Here is a 14,852-nt window from a genome sequence, read left to right as displayed (position 1 = left end):
ACGGGCAGCGCGGAGGACACGGGCCGACCGGAGGGGGCAGGTCGGCCGAAGGACACGAGCAGCGCGGAGGACACGAGTAGCGCCGCAACGGCCGGCGCGACCGAGGAGACAGGAGCGGCAGGGGCGGTGAAGGACACGCAGGGCGGCGACGGCATCACGGCGGCCGAGGCCGCCATCGGTGCCTCCACGGCGGAGGCCTGGGCAAGAGCGACCACGGCCGGCGACGGGACGACCGGGGCAACAGGAACGGCGGGGGCTACAGGGGCGACAGGAACAGCCGGAGCATCGGGGGCCGCGAGGGCGACCACGGCCGCCGGCGGGGGAACCGACGCCGCGGACGGAGCGGATGCCGTCGCACCCCCCACCAGATTCCGGCGCGACCGCCGGCAGAAGATGATCGCCGGCGTCTGCGCGGGGCTCGGGCGGCAGTGCGACATGGATCCGGTGATCTTCCGGATCACGCTCGCCGTGCTCTCCGCGACCGGCGGCATCGGTCTCATCTTCTACGGCTTCGCATGGCTGCTCGTCCCCTATTCCGACGAGGACCAGAACGAGGTCCGCAGGCTGCTGACCGGCCGGGTCGACGGCCAGGCCCTCGCGGCCGTGCTGTTCGCGCTGGTCGGCTGCGGTGTGTTCCTGTCGATGCTGAACAACGGCGGGGTGCTGACGTTCGCCGTCGTCCTCTCGCTCCTCCTGGCGGGCGCGGGGTACTGGTCACAGCACCGGGACTCCTCGGCGCCCGACCCGCTGGCCGCGCAGGCCGTCGCCGATGCCCCGCCGGAGGCCCAGGCACCACCGGTGCCGACCGCCTACCCGTCCTGGTGGCGCGACCCCATCGTCAAGGACGGCACGCACGACGGCGGCACCGGCTACCTGTGGGGCCCCCGGGACTCCCGCGGCCGGGACATCGCGGCGGTCGTCGACGTGAGCCTCACCGGCCACCACCGCCCCGAGGACATACGCACCCCGCACGAGCACCCGCGCCGACCGCCCGGTCCCCGCTGGATCGGCGGGTGGGTCTCCCTGCTCTCCCTGCTCGCGGGCTGCATCGTCACGCAGCTCACCTGGGACGAGCACCCGCTCGGCACCAGCCTCCAGGCCGGCTTCGCGGCGGCGCTCATCGTGCTCGGCGCGGGCATCGCGGTCAGCTCGTTCCTGGGTCGTACGGGGGCGGGGTCGGTGTTCCTGGCGATCGTCGCGGCGGGCCTGCTGGCCGCGTCGGCGGCCCTCCCCAAGGACGTCGGCACGCACTGGATCGACCGGACCTGGCGTCCCGCGGCGGTGGCCGACGTACAGAAGTCGTACGACCTGGGCACCGGAGACGCCACGCTGGACCTCTCCCGGCTGGACCTGGCCGAGGGGCAGACGGTGAGCACCAGCGCCGAGGTGGGGCTGGGCCGGCTGCGGGTGATCGTGCCGCCGGACGTGACCGTGAAGCTGAACATCGACGTGGGGCTCGGCGACATCCAACTGCCGGGCGACAACGAGAAGGACGTGGACGTGGAGCCGGGCAAGCAGAAGGAGACGACCCTGTCGCCGGTGTCGGGCGGCAAGAGCGGCGGCACGCTCGACCTGGACCTGAACGTGGGTCTCGGACAGGCGGAGGTGACCCGTGCTGCGTCATGAGTTCCAGCCCGGGCGACTCGTCGCCGGTGCCTTCCTCACCTTCGTGGGTGTCCTCTACGCGGGTGACGCGGGCGGTCTCTGGGACATGCCGTGGTTCGCGGTGATCCCGATGATCGTGGGCGGCCTCTGCCTGGCGGGCGCGACGGGCGTGATGGCGCACGCGATACGCAGCCGACGCGGCCCCGGCCGGCGCACACCGACCGAGGCCGCGGGCTTGGACACGAAGTTCTGACAGCTATGGAAGTTCTGACAGCTATGACTGATGACTGCACTGCTACCAGTCATCACTCCACTGGCAGTTCTGACAGGTCTGGCAGTTCCAACAGGTGTGGCTGGTCTGGCTGGTCTGGCAGGTCCGACCTGGGCTACACCAGGCCCCCCGCCCGCTCCCGGCGCCTGGTGCGCCAGATCGCGTCCAGGGAGAGGACCGGGGCGCCCGCGAGGATGAGAGGGATCCAGGCCATGAGGTAGGGGAGGTCGTTGCCGTAGTAGTAGGGATCGGCGGCCCAGCTCACGGTCAGCCAGAGGCTGAGCGAGATCAGTGCTCCGCCGAGGGCGGCCAGGCGGGTGAGCAGGCCCAGCAGGGTGCCGATGCCGACGGCGAGTTCTCCGAAGGCGATGGCGTAGCCGAAGCCGACGGGGCTCTTCAGGGCCAGGTCGACGAGGGCCGGGATGGCCGCGGAGTCACGGACGCCGCGCATCATCTCGCCGATGGAGCCGGCCCCGCTGTCCTTCATGAAGGCGCTGTCCGTGAGTTTGTCGAGACCGGCGTAGATGAAGGTGACGCCGAGGAAGACGCGCAGTGGGAGCAGAGCGTATTGGCCGGCGGTGTCCCGCCAGTCCCGGCCGCCGCCGCCGGAGTAGGGAGGGAATCTGTCCGTTCGCATGCCGTGACTCATCGCCTGAGCCGCCTCTCGCCCGCCGTGGTGGGACCCCTCAACAGACCATACGTACGCAATGGGGGCCACGCTCAACTGTTTGCACCCCTACCCCGGACACCCCGTTCACTCCGTCGATCTGTCACTCCGTCACGTCGATGGCGTACCGGTTCGTCTCGACGCCGGCCGCCGTGACGACCTGCACCTCGACCCGGCCCGGTTCCACGTCCGCGGGAACGGGGACGGTGAGGAGGTCGTCACTGGGGTTGCTGAAACCGCCGTTGACGGGGACGAGGGGGACGTGGACATGAACGGGGCCGATGCGGACGACCATGCGGGAAAGACGGTCGGCGGTCTGGGCGCCTGGCGGGACGAAACCGGCGCCGCGGATCTCGATGTCGTCGCCGGTGCGGATCGGGGCGTCGAGGTCGCCGGCCTCGCGGGAGCGGACGACGGAGAGGATGACGGGACGGCCGCCCTCGGCGTACTTACCGGCCACATAGGTCGCGGCCGAGACGAGGACCACGACCGCCAGGCCCCAGGGCAGGTCGGGCAGCTGGTCGGGGCGGCGGGCGAGGCGGACCGCGGCGAAGACGAGCGCGACGGCGCTGATCACGACGTACTGGATGTCGGCGAAGGTGCCGCGGCCGGAGTCGTCGGTGAGCAGGTCGGCGGCCCGGGGGCGTTCGGCGCGCACCTTCTGGAGCCGCTGACCGAGGACCCGCAGGCCGACCACGCGGCGTACCAGGACGGCGATGCCGCAAACCACGGCGAGGACGGTCACCACGCCGGCGCCGCGGGCGAGGTCGAGGCCGGAGATCAGGGCGTCGCGTTCGGTGTGGCCGGAGGCGGCGGCGAGCCGGCCGACGAGGACCAGGACGGCGTAGGCGACGAGCAGGACCCAGGCCGCGGCGACGGCGCGGGAGGTGGAGAGGCGGTTGTCCTCGCCGATGACGGGGGCGAGGACACCGCCGCGGGCCCGGTGGAACCAGGAGGCGGTGGTGAGCGCGCCGGCGACGACGAGAGCGGCGAGGAGTCCGGCGGTGCGGGCGGTGGTCCAGCCCGCACCGATCGCCGTCAGGGACTGCACCAGCAGCAGCACGACGACGGTCGCCCACACCGTGGCGGCGGTGCGGATCCAGAGGCGGCCGAGCCAGGCCTCGCCCTCGGCGCGGCCGCGTTCGGCGACGAGTTCCGCGGACTGGGTGAGTTCCTCGGACACCCACTGGCGGGAGGCCGACGCCGAGTGGGCGACGGCGGCCGGGAGCCCTTGGCCGGCCGCGAACTCGTCGCGCTTCAGCAAGAACTCGGCGACCGCGCGCCGGTGTCCCGCGCGGGCGCCGTGCGGGCAGTCCCCGCAGGTGCAGCCGCCCTCGTGCGGGCCCGGCCCCGTGCCCGGATTCGCACCGTGTCTCGCCTCCTGCACCGCCACGTCCGACGCCCGCCTTTCCCCATGACCCGAACGGACGGCGGCCCTCGTGGAACCCGGTACGGATCCCGGCCGCCGCCCTGTGGACAACTCCCCTGTGATGTCAGCGAATTGTGCCTTACCGCACACCGGGTGGCCTCGGCAGGTCTGGTCAGGGCGGGTGAAGCGGGGACGGCCGTGTTGACCCGGCTGCGAGAATTTCCGTATGGCCGAGATCATCCAGCGTGACGGGACCTGGGCCTTCGACGGCACGACGGTCCGGATCACGCCGGGACTCCACCGTTCCGTGCCGTTGTTCCGGCAGTCGTACGGGGAGATCGCCGTGCCGCTGGAGGCCGTCGCCGGGATCGTCTACGAGCCCGAACGCAGGCGTGGGCGGCTGCGGATGCGGTTGCGGGAGGGCGCGGACCCGCTGCTCCAGGCGACCGGCGGGCGGCTGCCCGACGCGGCGGACCCCTACCGGCTGGCCGTGGACGTGGACCGGGCCGGGGTCGCCGAGTACGTGGCCGAGGAGATCCGGCACGCCCTGCTGCTCGACCAGATCCCGAAGGAACCGACCGGCGCCTATCTGCTGCCCGGCCCTCCGGTGCCGGTGTCGGTGCGCTCCTCCGACGGCACGGTCTCCTTCGACGGCACCCAGGTGCGCATCGACTGGGCGGACACCTCCGACCGGGTGAAGCGGTCGACGGGGCCGCGCATCATCGCCGTGGCGGATCTCGTGCGGATGGAGTGGCTGCCCAACTCCGGCTACGAGGACGGCTTCCTGCGGTTCGCGACCCGCGAGACGGTGTTCTCGAAGCTGCCGCCGGAGAAGGACCCGTACGCACTGGACCTGTGGGGCAATGTGCGCCGGGATCTGCTGACCGCGCTGGTGGCGACGGCGGTGACGGCACGGCTGCCGCATCCGTCCACCCGCACGGCGCGGGAGGCGCAGCGGCCGCGCCGGCGCCCGGCGTCCGTCCCCGCGCAGGCCGACCACCACGACGTACTCCTGAAGCGACTGCGGGAGTTGGGTGAGCTGCACCGGGACGGGGTGCTCACGGACGAGGAGTTCGCGAGGACGAAGTCCGTGATACTGCGCGGCTTCTGAGCCCGGTGGCGTCTCCGCGCCCCGGGGGGTTCAGCTCAGCAGGTCCGGTTCGCTGCGGCTGATGTCCTGCCACAGGGGCTGGTAGTTGATCCAGGCCACCAGGTCGCCGCCGAGTTGTTCGCGGGTGGCGACTGCCGCCTTGTGGTCGATCAGGACGGGCCTGCCGGCCGCGCGGGCGGTGAGCTGTACCTGGCTGGAGCGTTCCATGGACATGAACCACCAGGCCGCGGCGTCCACGGAGTCCCCGACGGTCAGCAGCCCGTGGTTGCGCAGCACGAGTGCCTTGCGGGAGCCGAGCACGCGCGCGATGCGCCGGCCCTCCTCGGCGTCGACGGCGACGCCGGTGTAGGCGTCGTACAGCGCCACGTCCTCGTAGAAGGCGCAGCTCTCCTGGGTGATGGGGTCCAGCAGTTCGCCGAGGGCGGCGAGGGCGCGGCCGTGGACGGAGTGGCAGTGGGCGACGGCGACGACGTCCGGGCGGGCCGCGTGGACCTGGGCGTGGACGGTGAAGGCGGCCTGGTTGACGTGGTAGCGGCCCTCGACGACCTGGCCGTCGGAGTTGGCGAGCACCAGGTCACTGACGGTGACGTGCTTGAACGGCATGCCGAAGGGGTTGACCCAGAAGCAGTCGCTGAACTCGGGGTCGCGCGCGGTGATGTGTCCGGAGACCCCGTCCTCGAAGCCCATCCGGCCGAAGAGGCGTACCGCGCCCGCCAGGCGTTCCTTGCGGTGCCGGCGCTCGTCCTCCACCGAGTCGTGCATCGGCGGCATGGCGAACTCCAGCCGATCGGTGGGCAGCGGGGCAGGCGGCGTGGGCCCGTGCATCGGTCCTCCAGCACTGGGTGGGTGTACGGGCGGAAGTTACCGTCGGTCAGCGCAGGAGAACAGGCTTGTTATGCAACGATGACGTTCGGCGCCAGGACACGACACAAGAGTGGATCAAAAGACGACAGAAGATGTCGGGTATCGGGGTCAGACTCGGTGCATGCCATCGAACTGGGCGACCTTCGCCGCAGCCGAACCCGATCTCGCGACGACCGTCGAGGAGCGCTTCGGCGCGTACACCCACCACATTCTCGCCACCCTCCGCCGGGACGGCTCCCCGCGCACCTCGGGCATCGAGGTCCGCTTCCTCGGCGGTGAGCTGTGGCTCGGCATGATGCCGGGCTCCCTGAAGGCGCTCGACCTGCGCCGCGACCCGCGCTTCGCCCTCCAGGCCAACCCGGGCGAGGGCACGGGGATGGGCGGCGGGGACGTACGGATCGGCGGGCGGGCGGTGGAGGTGGCGGAGGCGGCGACCATGGCGGCGTACGTGAAAGAGGTGGAACCGCCGGAGCCGTTCCACCTCTTCCGCACCGAGCTGACGGAGGTCGTACGGACCTCCGTCGAGGACGACACGTATCTGGTCACCCAGGTCTGGAAGCCCGGGGAGCCGGTGCGCACGCTCAAGCGGACCTGACGCCCGCAGCGGACCTGACGGTCAAGCGGAAGCGGCTACTCCCACTCGATGGTGCCCGGGGGCTTCGAGGTCACGTCGACGACGACACGGTTGACGTCCCGCACCTCGTTGGTGATCCGGGTGGAGATCTTCGCCAGGACGTCGTACGGCAGCCGGGACCAGTCGGCGGTCATCGCGTCCTCGGAGGAGACCGGGCGCAGCACGATCGGGTGACCGTAGGTGCGGCCGTCGCCCTGGACGCCGACGCTGCGGACGTCCGCGAGCAGGACCACCGGGCACTGCCAGATCTCGCGGTCGAGACCGGCGGCCGTCAGCTCCTCGCGGGCGATGGCGTCGGCGTCGCGGAGGAGGTCCAGGCGCTCCTTGGTCACTTCGCCGACGATCCGGATGCCCAGGCCGGGGCCGGGGAACGGCTGGCGCTGGACGATCTCCTCCGGCAGGCCCAGCTCCTGGCCGACCATCCGGACCTCGTCCTTGAAGAGCTTGCGCAGCGGCTCGATCAGCTGGAACTCGAGGTCCTCGGGGAGCCCGCCGACGTTGTGGTGGGACTTGATGTTGGCGGTGCCGGTGCCGCCGCCGGACTCGACCACGTCCGGGTAGAGCGTGCCCTGGACCAGGAACTCGACCGCCGGGCCCGCGTCGGCGATGATCTCCGCCTGGGCCTGCTCGAAGACGCGGATGAACTCGCGGCCGATGATCTTCCGCTTCTCCTCGGGGTCGGAGACACCCTTGAGGGCGGTGAGGAAGCGCTCCTCGGCGTCGACGACGACCAGCTTCACGCCGGTCGCGGCCACGAAGTCCTTCTCGACCTGCTCGGTCTCGCCCTTGCGCATCAGGCCGTGGTCGACATACACGCAGGTCAGCTGGTCGCCGATGGCCCGCGCGACGAGCGCGGCGGCCACCGCGGAGTCCACACCGCCGGACAGACCGCAGATCGCGCGCTTGTCGCCGACCTGCTCGCGGATCGCGGTGACCTGCTCCTCGATGACGTTCCCGGTGGTCCAGTCCGGCTTCAGGCCCGCGCCGCGGTACAGGAAGTGCTCCAGCACCTGCTGGCCGTGCGTGGAGTGCATGACCTCGGGGTGGTACTGGACGCCGTAGAGCTTCTTCTCGTCGTTCTCGAAGGCCGCGACCGGGACGACGTCCGTGGAGGCGGTGACGGAGAAGCCCTCGGGGGCCGCGGAGCAGGCGTCGCCGTGCGACATCCACACGTGCTGCTCGGCCGGGGTCCCCTCGAAGAGGGTGGAGGAGGTGCGGGACACGTGCAGGTCGGTGCGGCCGTACTCGCGGGCGCCGGTGTTGTCGACGGTGCCGCCCAGCGACTGCGCCATGAGCTGGAAGCCGTAGCACATGCCGAAGACGGGGACGCCGGCCTCGAAGAGCGCGCGGTCCAGGCGGGGTGCGCCCTCCTCGTACACGGACGAGGGGCCGCCGGAGAGAATGATCGCCGCCGGGTTCCTGGCGAGCATCTCCTCGACCGGCGTGGTGCTCGGCACGATCTCGCTGTAGACCCGGGCCTCGCGGACCCGACGGGCGATGAGCTGGGCGTACTGCGCGCCGAAGTCGACGACCAGGACGGTGTCGGGGGCGGCGGGGGTCGCTGATGACACGGGTTGCCTTCCGGCGGTGAGCGAGGTGTGTATGCGCCCGAGTCTACCGGGCTCCCCGGGACGGCCCGGGGGACGAGGGTCCGTCCCGTCACGTCTCAGGATGCGAACCGGGTTGGACACCCCCGGACGGCCCGGCATACTGACCTCATGCTCACGCACGCGACCTTCCTCTTTACCTATGGCGACCGGCCCACCGGCTGCCATGGTCGTGCCGCTTGAGCAACTGACGAGCGACTTCCCCAGGCGCCCCGGGCCGACAAGGTCCGGGGCGCCTGTCGTTCTCCCGGGTCCTGCCGTTCCGGGGCACCTCCACCCACACCACAGGAGCCCCCATGACAGCCCTCGACGTGACCGGCGCGCGCACCCCCGAGGCCGCCGACGTGATCAGCGGCGCGCGTGAGCGCATCGACGCCCTCGACGACCGGATCATCGGTCTGATCCAGGAACGGATGGCCGTCTCCGCCGTCATCCAGGAGGCCCGGATCACCTCCGGCGGCCGGCGGGTGAACCTCTCCCGCGAGATGGAGGTCCTCGGCCACTACCGGGACGCGCTGGGCAGGCCCGGCACCGCCCTCGCCATGACGCTGCTCGAACTGTGCCGGGGTCGCATCTGAGTTCGGTCCCCCTCTCACCCGTACGGCGCGTGACCGGCACCGGCACGCTTCGTTGGTCCCGGTGTCCGTTCCAGCCAGGGGCGGGCCCGGAAGAACCACGCGTGGCTCACTGGAGCGTTGAGGCGTACGGATCGTGCTGTGCGCCGTGGGACCTCGCTCCAGGTAAGTGACCGGACGGCAGGGGACAGCAGCCCGGTCACCCAAGAGAACGGCCGGCCTCGGGGACGCCCGGGGCCGACCGGCGGAAAATGCAAAAATGCACAAGGGCTGGGTCAAACGGTTGCGGGGGCCGCTTTCATCCAGCACGATGCGTAGAAAGCCCCACACCCCGGACAGCCCCAAGTCCCTTCCCGGACCCTCGCATTGCCTGCGTTGCCCCGATCGACCGCCAGAGGTCCAGACCTGTCGCCCGCCCCGCGCGCGCCGGGGCGCCGACCCGGCGGAGACAGGGGCGCGAATCCAGCGGCGCAACCCCCCGGCGCCGCTCCCAGGCACCGGCGCCGCCCTGACGCCGGTGCTGACGGTAAAGAAGGGCCCCGTGGTTCCGTCCCGCGGGGCCCTTCGTCATGCGGTCACCCTGCTGACCGCTCCGCCTTGCCGAATTCCCCGCCAGTCACCCTGGTCGTCCCGGTCGCCTCGATCGCACTGCCGACAATTTCGCCAGTCTTTCACTCCCCTTTCACTGCTTTCACTTGCCTTTCACCGAATACACACATTCGGCCGCTTGATGACCCCTTCCAGCCAAACAACGCTTGGTCATCTTCTGGCCACTGATTGATCCCCTTAGATCGCCTCATCCGCCCCTCGTTCACCGGAATCCCCGAGGAACACCACAGGTGGCGGACAGCTGAGGGGGAACACACGCGTGGCGATCAAACGGAGGACGATCTTCGTCATCGGTGCGGCGAGCGCCGCCCTGGTCGCGGGCACCACCGTCGTCCAGGCCGCCTTCACCGACAACATGTACCCGACCGCCAATTACAGCCCGACCTGCCGGGACGGCGAGATGGGCGACACGTTCTGCCAGACCGACAACAGAACGCTGACGGTCTACCGGGCGGGCAGCCTGACCTCTGCCGAGAAGAGCACCATCTCCCGGGCGGTGAAGGACTACTACGGTCCGACCGACCTCGTCGTGAAGATCGAGTCGAACGACGTCACCTCGGGCGGCGCCGAGACGGACATCATCTACAAGGCCAAGACCCTGGCGCGCGGGAAGATCGGCATCACCTGGTGCGACGACGCCGTCACGTCGCGGAAGTGCGACCAGCACTACATCGCCTTCAACAAGGACAACACCGGAATCGGCGCCATCAACAAGTCGGACGCCTGCCACGAGACCGGTCACGCCGTCGGCCTGACGCACGGCCCCAACGCCAGCCCGGCCACCGGCCTCTACGACGACCGGCTCGGCTGCATGTCGTACAACGACGTCTACCGGCTCGGCGCGAACAACAAAGACAACGTCAACGCGACCTACTGACACGTGACCAGGGAAAACAGGGGGATTCTCGTGGCAATGTCCACCAGAGGGAAGATCACCGGCGCCGTGCTGGGTGCCGCGCTGGCCGCTTCGATAGCGGGCGCGGCCACGCTCGCCCCGTTCGGCGACGGTGCCCGCGCCGACCACGCGGGCCGGCAGAACGGCCTCATCATCGCCGAGTCGAAGGACGCGATCCCGTCCACGACCGCGACCGACTGGGTGTCGTACGGCGACCAGGCCGCGGTCGTCCATGTGGCGGCCGAGCATGAGGTGGCCGCCGACGCCGAGGAGATCGAGGCCGGCGAGGGGTACCTGTCCCGGACGGTCGACCTCGAGGTCAAGGAGCGCGTGTGGTCGCGGTCCGGCGCCTCGGCCCTGCCCAGCACCCTGACGATCGTCGCCGACGGCTGGTCGTTCAAGGGGGACGCGAAGACCCGCGTGGGGTCGGCCGAGGCCTCGCGGCTGGAGGTCGGGCACGACTACCTGGTCTCGCTCGCCCACTACTCCGACGGTGTGTGGGCGACGATCGGCACGGGCGGCATCCTGCCCTACGACAACAGCGAGGTGGGCCAGGGCGAGTACGAGGGCTCCACGGTGACGGCGGCCGCGTACCGCTCGGCCATGCAGGCGAAGCTGGTCGCCGGCGCCGAGGAGCCGCTGGCCTACCGGGCCAGCACCAAGGCCGCGGCCAGCGTCAAGACCTTCCTGACCAGCGCGACGCCCAACGCCACCGCCGCCCAGAACTACGCCCTCGACGCGGCGGCCCGGGCCAAGCTGGTCGCCAAGGCCGCGGCGGCCGCCGCGGCGGCCGCTGACACCCTGTGCAAGGTGGCGGCACCGCTCGCGACCGACGCCGGGGGCACCTACACCCCGGAGGAGATGTCCGACGTCGTCTCGGACCTCGCCGCGCTGTGGGACAGCCCGGCGAGGGCGGTCCTGACCGCCTACGCCGCGCAGTTGAGCGCGAGCGCGGACCCCGCGAGCTGGACGCTCCGCGGCTCCGCGGCGACCCGGATCTCGCGGGAGTGCTCCATCGAGGTGACGCTGCTGCCGAACGACACGGACGTGGCGGAGTAACCGGCCCGAGGCCGGAGTGAAGCGGGGGGGGGGGGGGGGGGGGGGGGGGGGGGGGGGAGCGGGGGGGGGGGGGAGGGAGGGGGGGGGGGGAGGGGGGGGGGGGGGGGGGGGAGGGGGGGGGGGGGGGGGTGGGCGTTTTCCGCCGATGTGGGGGGGGTGTGGGGCGAACAGGGGGGGGGCGTTTACCCCCCCCCGCGGCGGGGGGGGGGGGGGGGAGGTGGGGGGGGGGGGGGACCCCTCCCCCCCCCCCCCCCCCGCGGTGCGTTCAGGGCGCCCTCAGGCGCGCTCCAGGTGCCCTCAGGGCGTCAGGACCGGCGCACCTGGCCCATGATGCGGGTGAACGTCGCCGGGTCGTCCTCGAAGCCCTGGACGCCCGAGTGGAACGACCAGCCGTCGGTCTGGCGCACGAACTCCGCGACCGTCGCCGCCGTCGCACCCAGCACATCGCCGAACTCGCCCTCGTCCAGGACGTTGTAGCCCTCCCGTATCCGGAACGCCGGGTTGGCCACGCTCACGAACGTCCGGTGCGCGGGGTGCTGCTGTATGACGACACCGACCACCACGCGCGTGTACCGCGCGTCCAGCCGGTCCAGCTCCAGCGTCATGACCTCGTCCCAGCCGAAGCCCTTGCCGTCCTTGCTGTCCCGGTTGAGATAGATGGTGCCGTCGGGGGAGCGGCTGTCGAAGTGCACCACATAGGCGGGCGCGCCGTTCGGATCGGCCGCCAGGTAGGTCGCGGCGACGACGTCCAGGTCGGTGGCCGGCTGTCCGGCGGGGCTCGGATCCCACTTCAGCGCCATCTCGACCTTGCGGATTCCCTTGTTGAGGCCGTTCACCGGACTCCCCTCCCCGTATCCCCGACTGCCGTCGTCCGAACTGCCCGATCATCAGGGCCGGTTGTCCATCCTGCCACGCGGGTGTGTCACTCGGCATGACAGCTCTGGGCCAGAGGGTGACCGGCGCCACGCCCGCTGGCCTTACCATGGCGCGGTGCTGGTCAAGTGGATTCGCTGCACCGTGGTGGACCGCCGCGGTTTCGAACGCGGGCAGCGAAAGTGGGCGGGGCTTCTGGGGGAGCCGGGGTTTCGGGGACAGGGCGGGGGCTGGAGCAGGGGGCGGCCCTCGGTCGCGCATGTCTTCGCCTTCTGGGAGAGCCGTGCCTTCTACGACTCCTTCATGGCTCGTTCCCATGATCGGCTGGCGGCGGCCCAGGCGGGCACCTTCAAGGACGCCCAGGTCCGGCTGTTCGACTACCGCTTCGACGTGAAGACGGGCTTCGAGCCCCGCTTCACCGACTCCGACCTGGTGCGGGTCGCCCTGTGCCGGGTGCACGAGGAGCGCGCCGAGCACTTCACCCTCATGCAGGAGAAGGTCTGGAACCCGGCCATGGCCGGCTCGCCCGGCATGATCCGCGGCCTGTTCGCCGAGGCACCGGGCCATGAGTTCCTGGTCCTGTCGATGTGGCGCTCCGAAGCCGAGCACGGAAAGTACCGGACCGAACGCGTGGAGCGGCTCGCGCTGCGCGCCCAGACGGAGGCGGACATCGCCTCGCTCACCGGTGACATCGTGGAGCTGGAGCCGACCTGGACGGTGTGAAATGCGGACTTGCTCGCGGGGTTGTTCGAGCTCGCGCATTTGTGTGACTTCCGGTGCGGGTTCCGTGTGACCTACGCCGTATGAGGGCCGGGTGAGTATTCGATCTGCCGTGAACCGATCTAGGGTCTTGGCATGGCACGACCACGGCGCATCGTCCTTGTCCGGCACGGGGAGTCAACGGGCAATGTTGATGACACCGTCTACGAGCGTGAACCCGACCACGCACTCGCCCTGACCGACCGCGGCTGGCAGCAGGCCGAGGAGACCGGCAAGAGGCTGCGGGAGGTGTTCGGCCGCGAGCGTGTCAGCGTGTACGTCTCGCCGTACCGGCGCACCCATGAGACCCTCCGGGCCTTCCATCTCGACAACGACCTCATACGCGTACGCGAGGAGCCCCGGCTGCGTGAGCAGGACTGGGGGAACTGGCAGGACCGCGACGACGTGCAACTGCAGAAGGCGTACCGGGACGCCTACGGGCACTTCTTCTACCGCTTCGCGCAGGGTGAGAGCGGAGCCGACGTGTACGACCGGGTCGGCGGCTTCCTGGAGAGCCTGTTCCGCAGCTTCGAGGCACCCGACCACCCGCCGAACGTGCTCATCGTGACCCACGGCCTCGCCATGCGTCTCTTCTGCATGCGCTGGTTCCACTGGACGGTCGCCGAGTTCGAGTCGCTGTCCAACCCGGGGAACGCCGAGATGCGGATGCTCGTTCTGGGAGACGACGGCAAGTACACGCTTGACCGGCCTTTCGACCGATGGCGAGATCCGGAGCCGTACGGGATCACCGGATAGAGTGGCAGAGCGATGACCGCTGACTCCTCTCCCGACGGGCGCCTGGAGCGCGCCCTCGCCAGCCTGCGCGGACTCGCGGTGGGTGACGCACTGGGCTCGCAGTTCTTCGTCCCGGTGAACTACCCGCTGCTGAAGCGCCGCGAGCTGCCTCCCGGTCCCTGGCAGTGGACCGACGACACCGAGATGGCCTGCTCCGTCGTGGCCGTCCTCGCCGCCCACCACCGCATCGACCAGGACGCCCTCGCGCGCTCTTTCGCGGACCACCACGACTTCGACCGCGGCTACGGCCCCGCGGTCAACCGGCTGCTGCGGCTGGTCAGAGAGGGCGCCGACTGGCGCGAGCTCTCGGCCGCCCTCTTCAACGGCCAGGGGTCCTGGGGCAATGGCGCCGCGATGCGGATCGCCCCCCTCGGCGCCTGGTACGCGGACGACCCCGAGCAGGCCACCCACCAGGCCGAGATCTCCTCCTACCCCACGCATCAGCACCGTGAGGCCGTCGTCGGGGCCATGGCCGTCGCCGCGGCCGCGGCGTTCGCCGCCGCACCGGGCGGCCCGCCGAGCGCCACCGCGCTGTTGGACGGCGTGATCGCGCTCGTCCCGAAGAGCGCCGTCGGCGCCGGCCTGCGGCGGGCCCGGGACATGCTCGACTACGGCGACGCGGCCACCGTCGCGGCCGTGCTGGGCTGCGGCCGGCGTACGTCGGCCCATGACACCGTTCCCTTCGCCCTCTGGTCGGCCGCTCGCGCCCTCGGTGACTTCGAGCGCGCCTTCTGGACGACCGCGCAGGTCGGCGGCGACGTGGACACGACCTGCGCCATCGTGGGCGGGGTACTCGCCTCGGGGAAAGCGGGGGCGCCACCCGCGGCCTGGGCGGAGCAGGTGGAGGCGTTGCCCGAGTGGGTGTCGGGGGCTGGGTGACGGGCGCGGAGTGACGGGCGCCTCGCACCGCGTCCGGTTAATTCGCGAACGTGACCTCGTGGCGAGGCTCGCTGTCGGGCCGTACTCGTGCGGCAGTCTCTCAAGCGTCGCCATGGGGCGATTGGTGGCCGAGAGCGGGTGCCCGCAGGGGTGAACTCGTGTGCCGGGGGCGCCGTTCCGGACGTGATGACGTGCCGATCAAAGGTGTGCGTCAGTGAATGAAGCGCACGGAGTCCCGAAGCGATGGACGACCTGTGCGCGCCGCCGTCCGTGCGGTAGG

The 14,852-nt window shown here is 71.1% G+C and carries 15 protein-coding genes; 10 read left to right on the top strand and 5 right to left on the bottom strand.

The genetic code is table 11. The features are described from left to right. Nucleotides 1–174: 174 nt before the first annotated feature. Nucleotides 175–1,626: a PspC domain-containing protein gene (locus ACZ6D7_RS28285; RefSeq protein ID WP_469496822.1), complete on the top strand. Its 1,452-nt coding sequence runs from the start codon at nt 175–177 to the stop codon at nt 1,624–1,626. After that, nucleotides 1,613–1,858 carry a hypothetical protein gene (locus ACZ6D7_RS28280; protein WP_469496487.1) on the top strand — a complete coding sequence of 82 codons (246 nt, stop codon included), beginning with the start codon at nt 1,613–1,615 and terminating at the stop codon, nt 1,856–1,858. The genes ACZ6D7_RS28285 and ACZ6D7_RS28280 overlap by 14 nt, the downstream gene beginning before the upstream one ends. A 133-nt stretch (nt 1,859–1,991) precedes the next feature. On the opposite strand, the gene ACZ6D7_RS28275 is transcribed toward ACZ6D7_RS28280, so the two are convergent. Both ACZ6D7_RS28275 and ACZ6D7_RS28270 read right to left on the bottom strand, forming a co-directional pair. Next, nucleotides 1,992–2,525, bottom strand: a complete 534-nt coding sequence (locus ACZ6D7_RS28275) for a DoxX family membrane protein (protein WP_469496484.1) — start codon at nt 2,523–2,525, stop codon at nt 1,992–1,994. Nucleotides 2,526–2,646: 121 nt separating this feature from the next. Further along, complete coding sequence (locus ACZ6D7_RS28270) at nt 2,647–3,936, bottom strand: hypothetical protein (RefSeq protein WP_469496482.1); 1,290 nt, start codon at nt 3,934–3,936, stop codon at nt 2,647–2,649. Between the two features lie 202 nt (nt 3,937–4,138). Here ACZ6D7_RS28270 and ACZ6D7_RS28265 point away from each other — a divergent pair, with 202 nt between their 5' ends. After that, nucleotides 4,139–5,023 carry a DUF4429 domain-containing protein gene (locus tag ACZ6D7_RS28265; protein ID WP_469496479.1) on the top strand — a complete coding sequence of 295 codons (885 nt, stop codon included), beginning with the start codon at nt 4,139–4,141 and terminating at the stop codon, nt 5,021–5,023. Nucleotides 5,024–5,053: 30 nt separating this feature from the next. Here ACZ6D7_RS28265 and ACZ6D7_RS28260 read toward each other — a convergent pair whose 3' ends face one another. Continuing rightward, nucleotides 5,054–5,848, bottom strand: coding sequence for a class II aldolase/adducin family protein (locus tag ACZ6D7_RS28260; RefSeq protein WP_469496476.1), 795 nt, complete (start codon nt 5,846–5,848; stop codon nt 5,054–5,056). Between the two features lie 160 nt (nt 5,849–6,008). Here ACZ6D7_RS28260 and ACZ6D7_RS28255 point away from each other — a divergent pair, with 160 nt between their 5' ends. Next, nucleotides 6,009–6,482, top strand: coding sequence for a pyridoxamine 5'-phosphate oxidase family protein (locus tag ACZ6D7_RS28255; protein ID WP_469496473.1), 474 nt, complete (start codon nt 6,009–6,011; stop codon nt 6,480–6,482). 35 nt (nt 6,483–6,517) lie between these two features. Here ACZ6D7_RS28255 and guaA read toward each other — a convergent pair whose 3' ends face one another. Beyond that, entirely contained in the window at nt 6,518–8,092 is a 1,575-nt protein-coding gene (gene guaA / locus ACZ6D7_RS28250) for a glutamine-hydrolyzing GMP synthase (RefSeq protein WP_469496470.1), read from the bottom strand. A 290-nt stretch (nt 8,093–8,382) separates the two neighbouring features. On the opposite strand from guaA, the gene ACZ6D7_RS28245 reads away from it, so the two are divergent. From ACZ6D7_RS28245 to ACZ6D7_RS28235, 3 genes are all read left to right on the top strand, one after another. Next, nucleotides 8,383–8,706 carry a chorismate mutase gene (locus tag ACZ6D7_RS28245; RefSeq protein ID WP_469496819.1) on the top strand — a complete coding sequence of 108 codons (324 nt, stop codon included), beginning with the start codon at nt 8,383–8,385 and terminating at the stop codon, nt 8,704–8,706. Between the two features lie 865 nt (nt 8,707–9,571). Beyond that, the gene (locus ACZ6D7_RS28240) at nt 9,572–10,189 is read left to right on the top strand and encodes a hypothetical protein (protein ID WP_469496467.1); all 618 of its coding nucleotides are present in this window, start codon (nt 9,572–9,574) and stop codon (nt 10,187–10,189) included. 36 nt (nt 10,190–10,225) lie between these two features. Continuing rightward, nucleotides 10,226–11,266, top strand: a complete 1,041-nt coding sequence (locus ACZ6D7_RS28235; RefSeq protein WP_469496462.1) for a hypothetical protein — start codon at nt 10,226–10,228, stop codon at nt 11,264–11,266. 305 nt (nt 11,267–11,571) lie between these two features. Here ACZ6D7_RS28235 and ACZ6D7_RS28230 read toward each other — a convergent pair whose 3' ends face one another. Continuing rightward, on the bottom strand, nt 11,572–12,102 hold the full coding sequence (locus ACZ6D7_RS28230; RefSeq protein WP_469496459.1) for a TerD family protein: 531 nt from the start codon (nt 12,100–12,102) through the stop codon (nt 11,572–11,574). Between the two features lie 154 nt (nt 12,103–12,256). Between ACZ6D7_RS28230 and ACZ6D7_RS28225 the strand changes: the two genes are divergently transcribed. The 3 genes from ACZ6D7_RS28225 (at nt 12,257) to ACZ6D7_RS28215 (ending at nt 14,572) form a co-directional block, all read left to right on the top strand. Next, nucleotides 12,257–12,862 (top strand): YdbC family protein, encoded by a 606-nt coding sequence (locus ACZ6D7_RS28225; protein ID WP_469496457.1) that lies wholly within the window; start codon nt 12,257–12,259, stop codon nt 12,860–12,862. A 132-nt stretch (nt 12,863–12,994) separates the two neighbouring features. Beyond that, nucleotides 12,995–13,654, top strand: a complete 660-nt coding sequence (locus tag ACZ6D7_RS28220) for a histidine phosphatase family protein (protein WP_469496455.1) — start codon at nt 12,995–12,997, stop codon at nt 13,652–13,654. Nucleotides 13,655–13,666: 12 nt separating this feature from the next. Further along, nucleotides 13,667–14,572, top strand: coding sequence for an ADP-ribosylglycohydrolase family protein (locus ACZ6D7_RS28215; protein WP_469496452.1), 906 nt, complete (start codon nt 13,667–13,669; stop codon nt 14,570–14,572). Nucleotides 14,573–14,852: the final 280 nt, after the last annotated feature.

The sequence above is a fragment of the Streptomyces sp. NPDC041784 genome (assembly GCF_055591025.1).
The sequence above is the reverse complement of the archived record's forward strand: the minus strand, read 5'-3'. Positions and strand labels throughout refer to the sequence as shown.

Excerpts from the sequence above, each read along its gene's own strand:
- ACZ6D7_RS28275 (WP_469496484.1), bottom strand. The coding sequence starts at position 2,525 with ATGAGTCACGGCATGCGAACGGACAGATTCCCTCCCTACTCCGGCGGC.
- ACZ6D7_RS28265 (WP_469496479.1), top strand. The coding sequence starts at position 4,139 with ATGGCCGAGATCATCCAGCGTGACGGGACCTGGGCCTTCGACGGCACG.
- ACZ6D7_RS28260 (WP_469496476.1), bottom strand. The coding sequence starts at position 5,848 with ATGCACGGGCCCACGCCGCCTGCCCCGCTGCCCACCGATCGGCTGGAG.
- ACZ6D7_RS28255 (WP_469496473.1), top strand. The coding sequence starts at position 6,009 with ATGCCATCGAACTGGGCGACCTTCGCCGCAGCCGAACCCGATCTCGCG.
- ACZ6D7_RS28235 (WP_469496462.1), top strand. The coding sequence starts at position 10,226 with ATGTCCACCAGAGGGAAGATCACCGGCGCCGTGCTGGGTGCCGCGCTG.
- ACZ6D7_RS28220 (WP_469496455.1), top strand. The coding sequence starts at position 12,995 with ATGGCACGACCACGGCGCATCGTCCTTGTCCGGCACGGGGAGTCAACG.
- ACZ6D7_RS28215 (WP_469496452.1), top strand. The coding sequence starts at position 13,667 with ATGACCGCTGACTCCTCTCCCGACGGGCGCCTGGAGCGCGCCCTCGCC.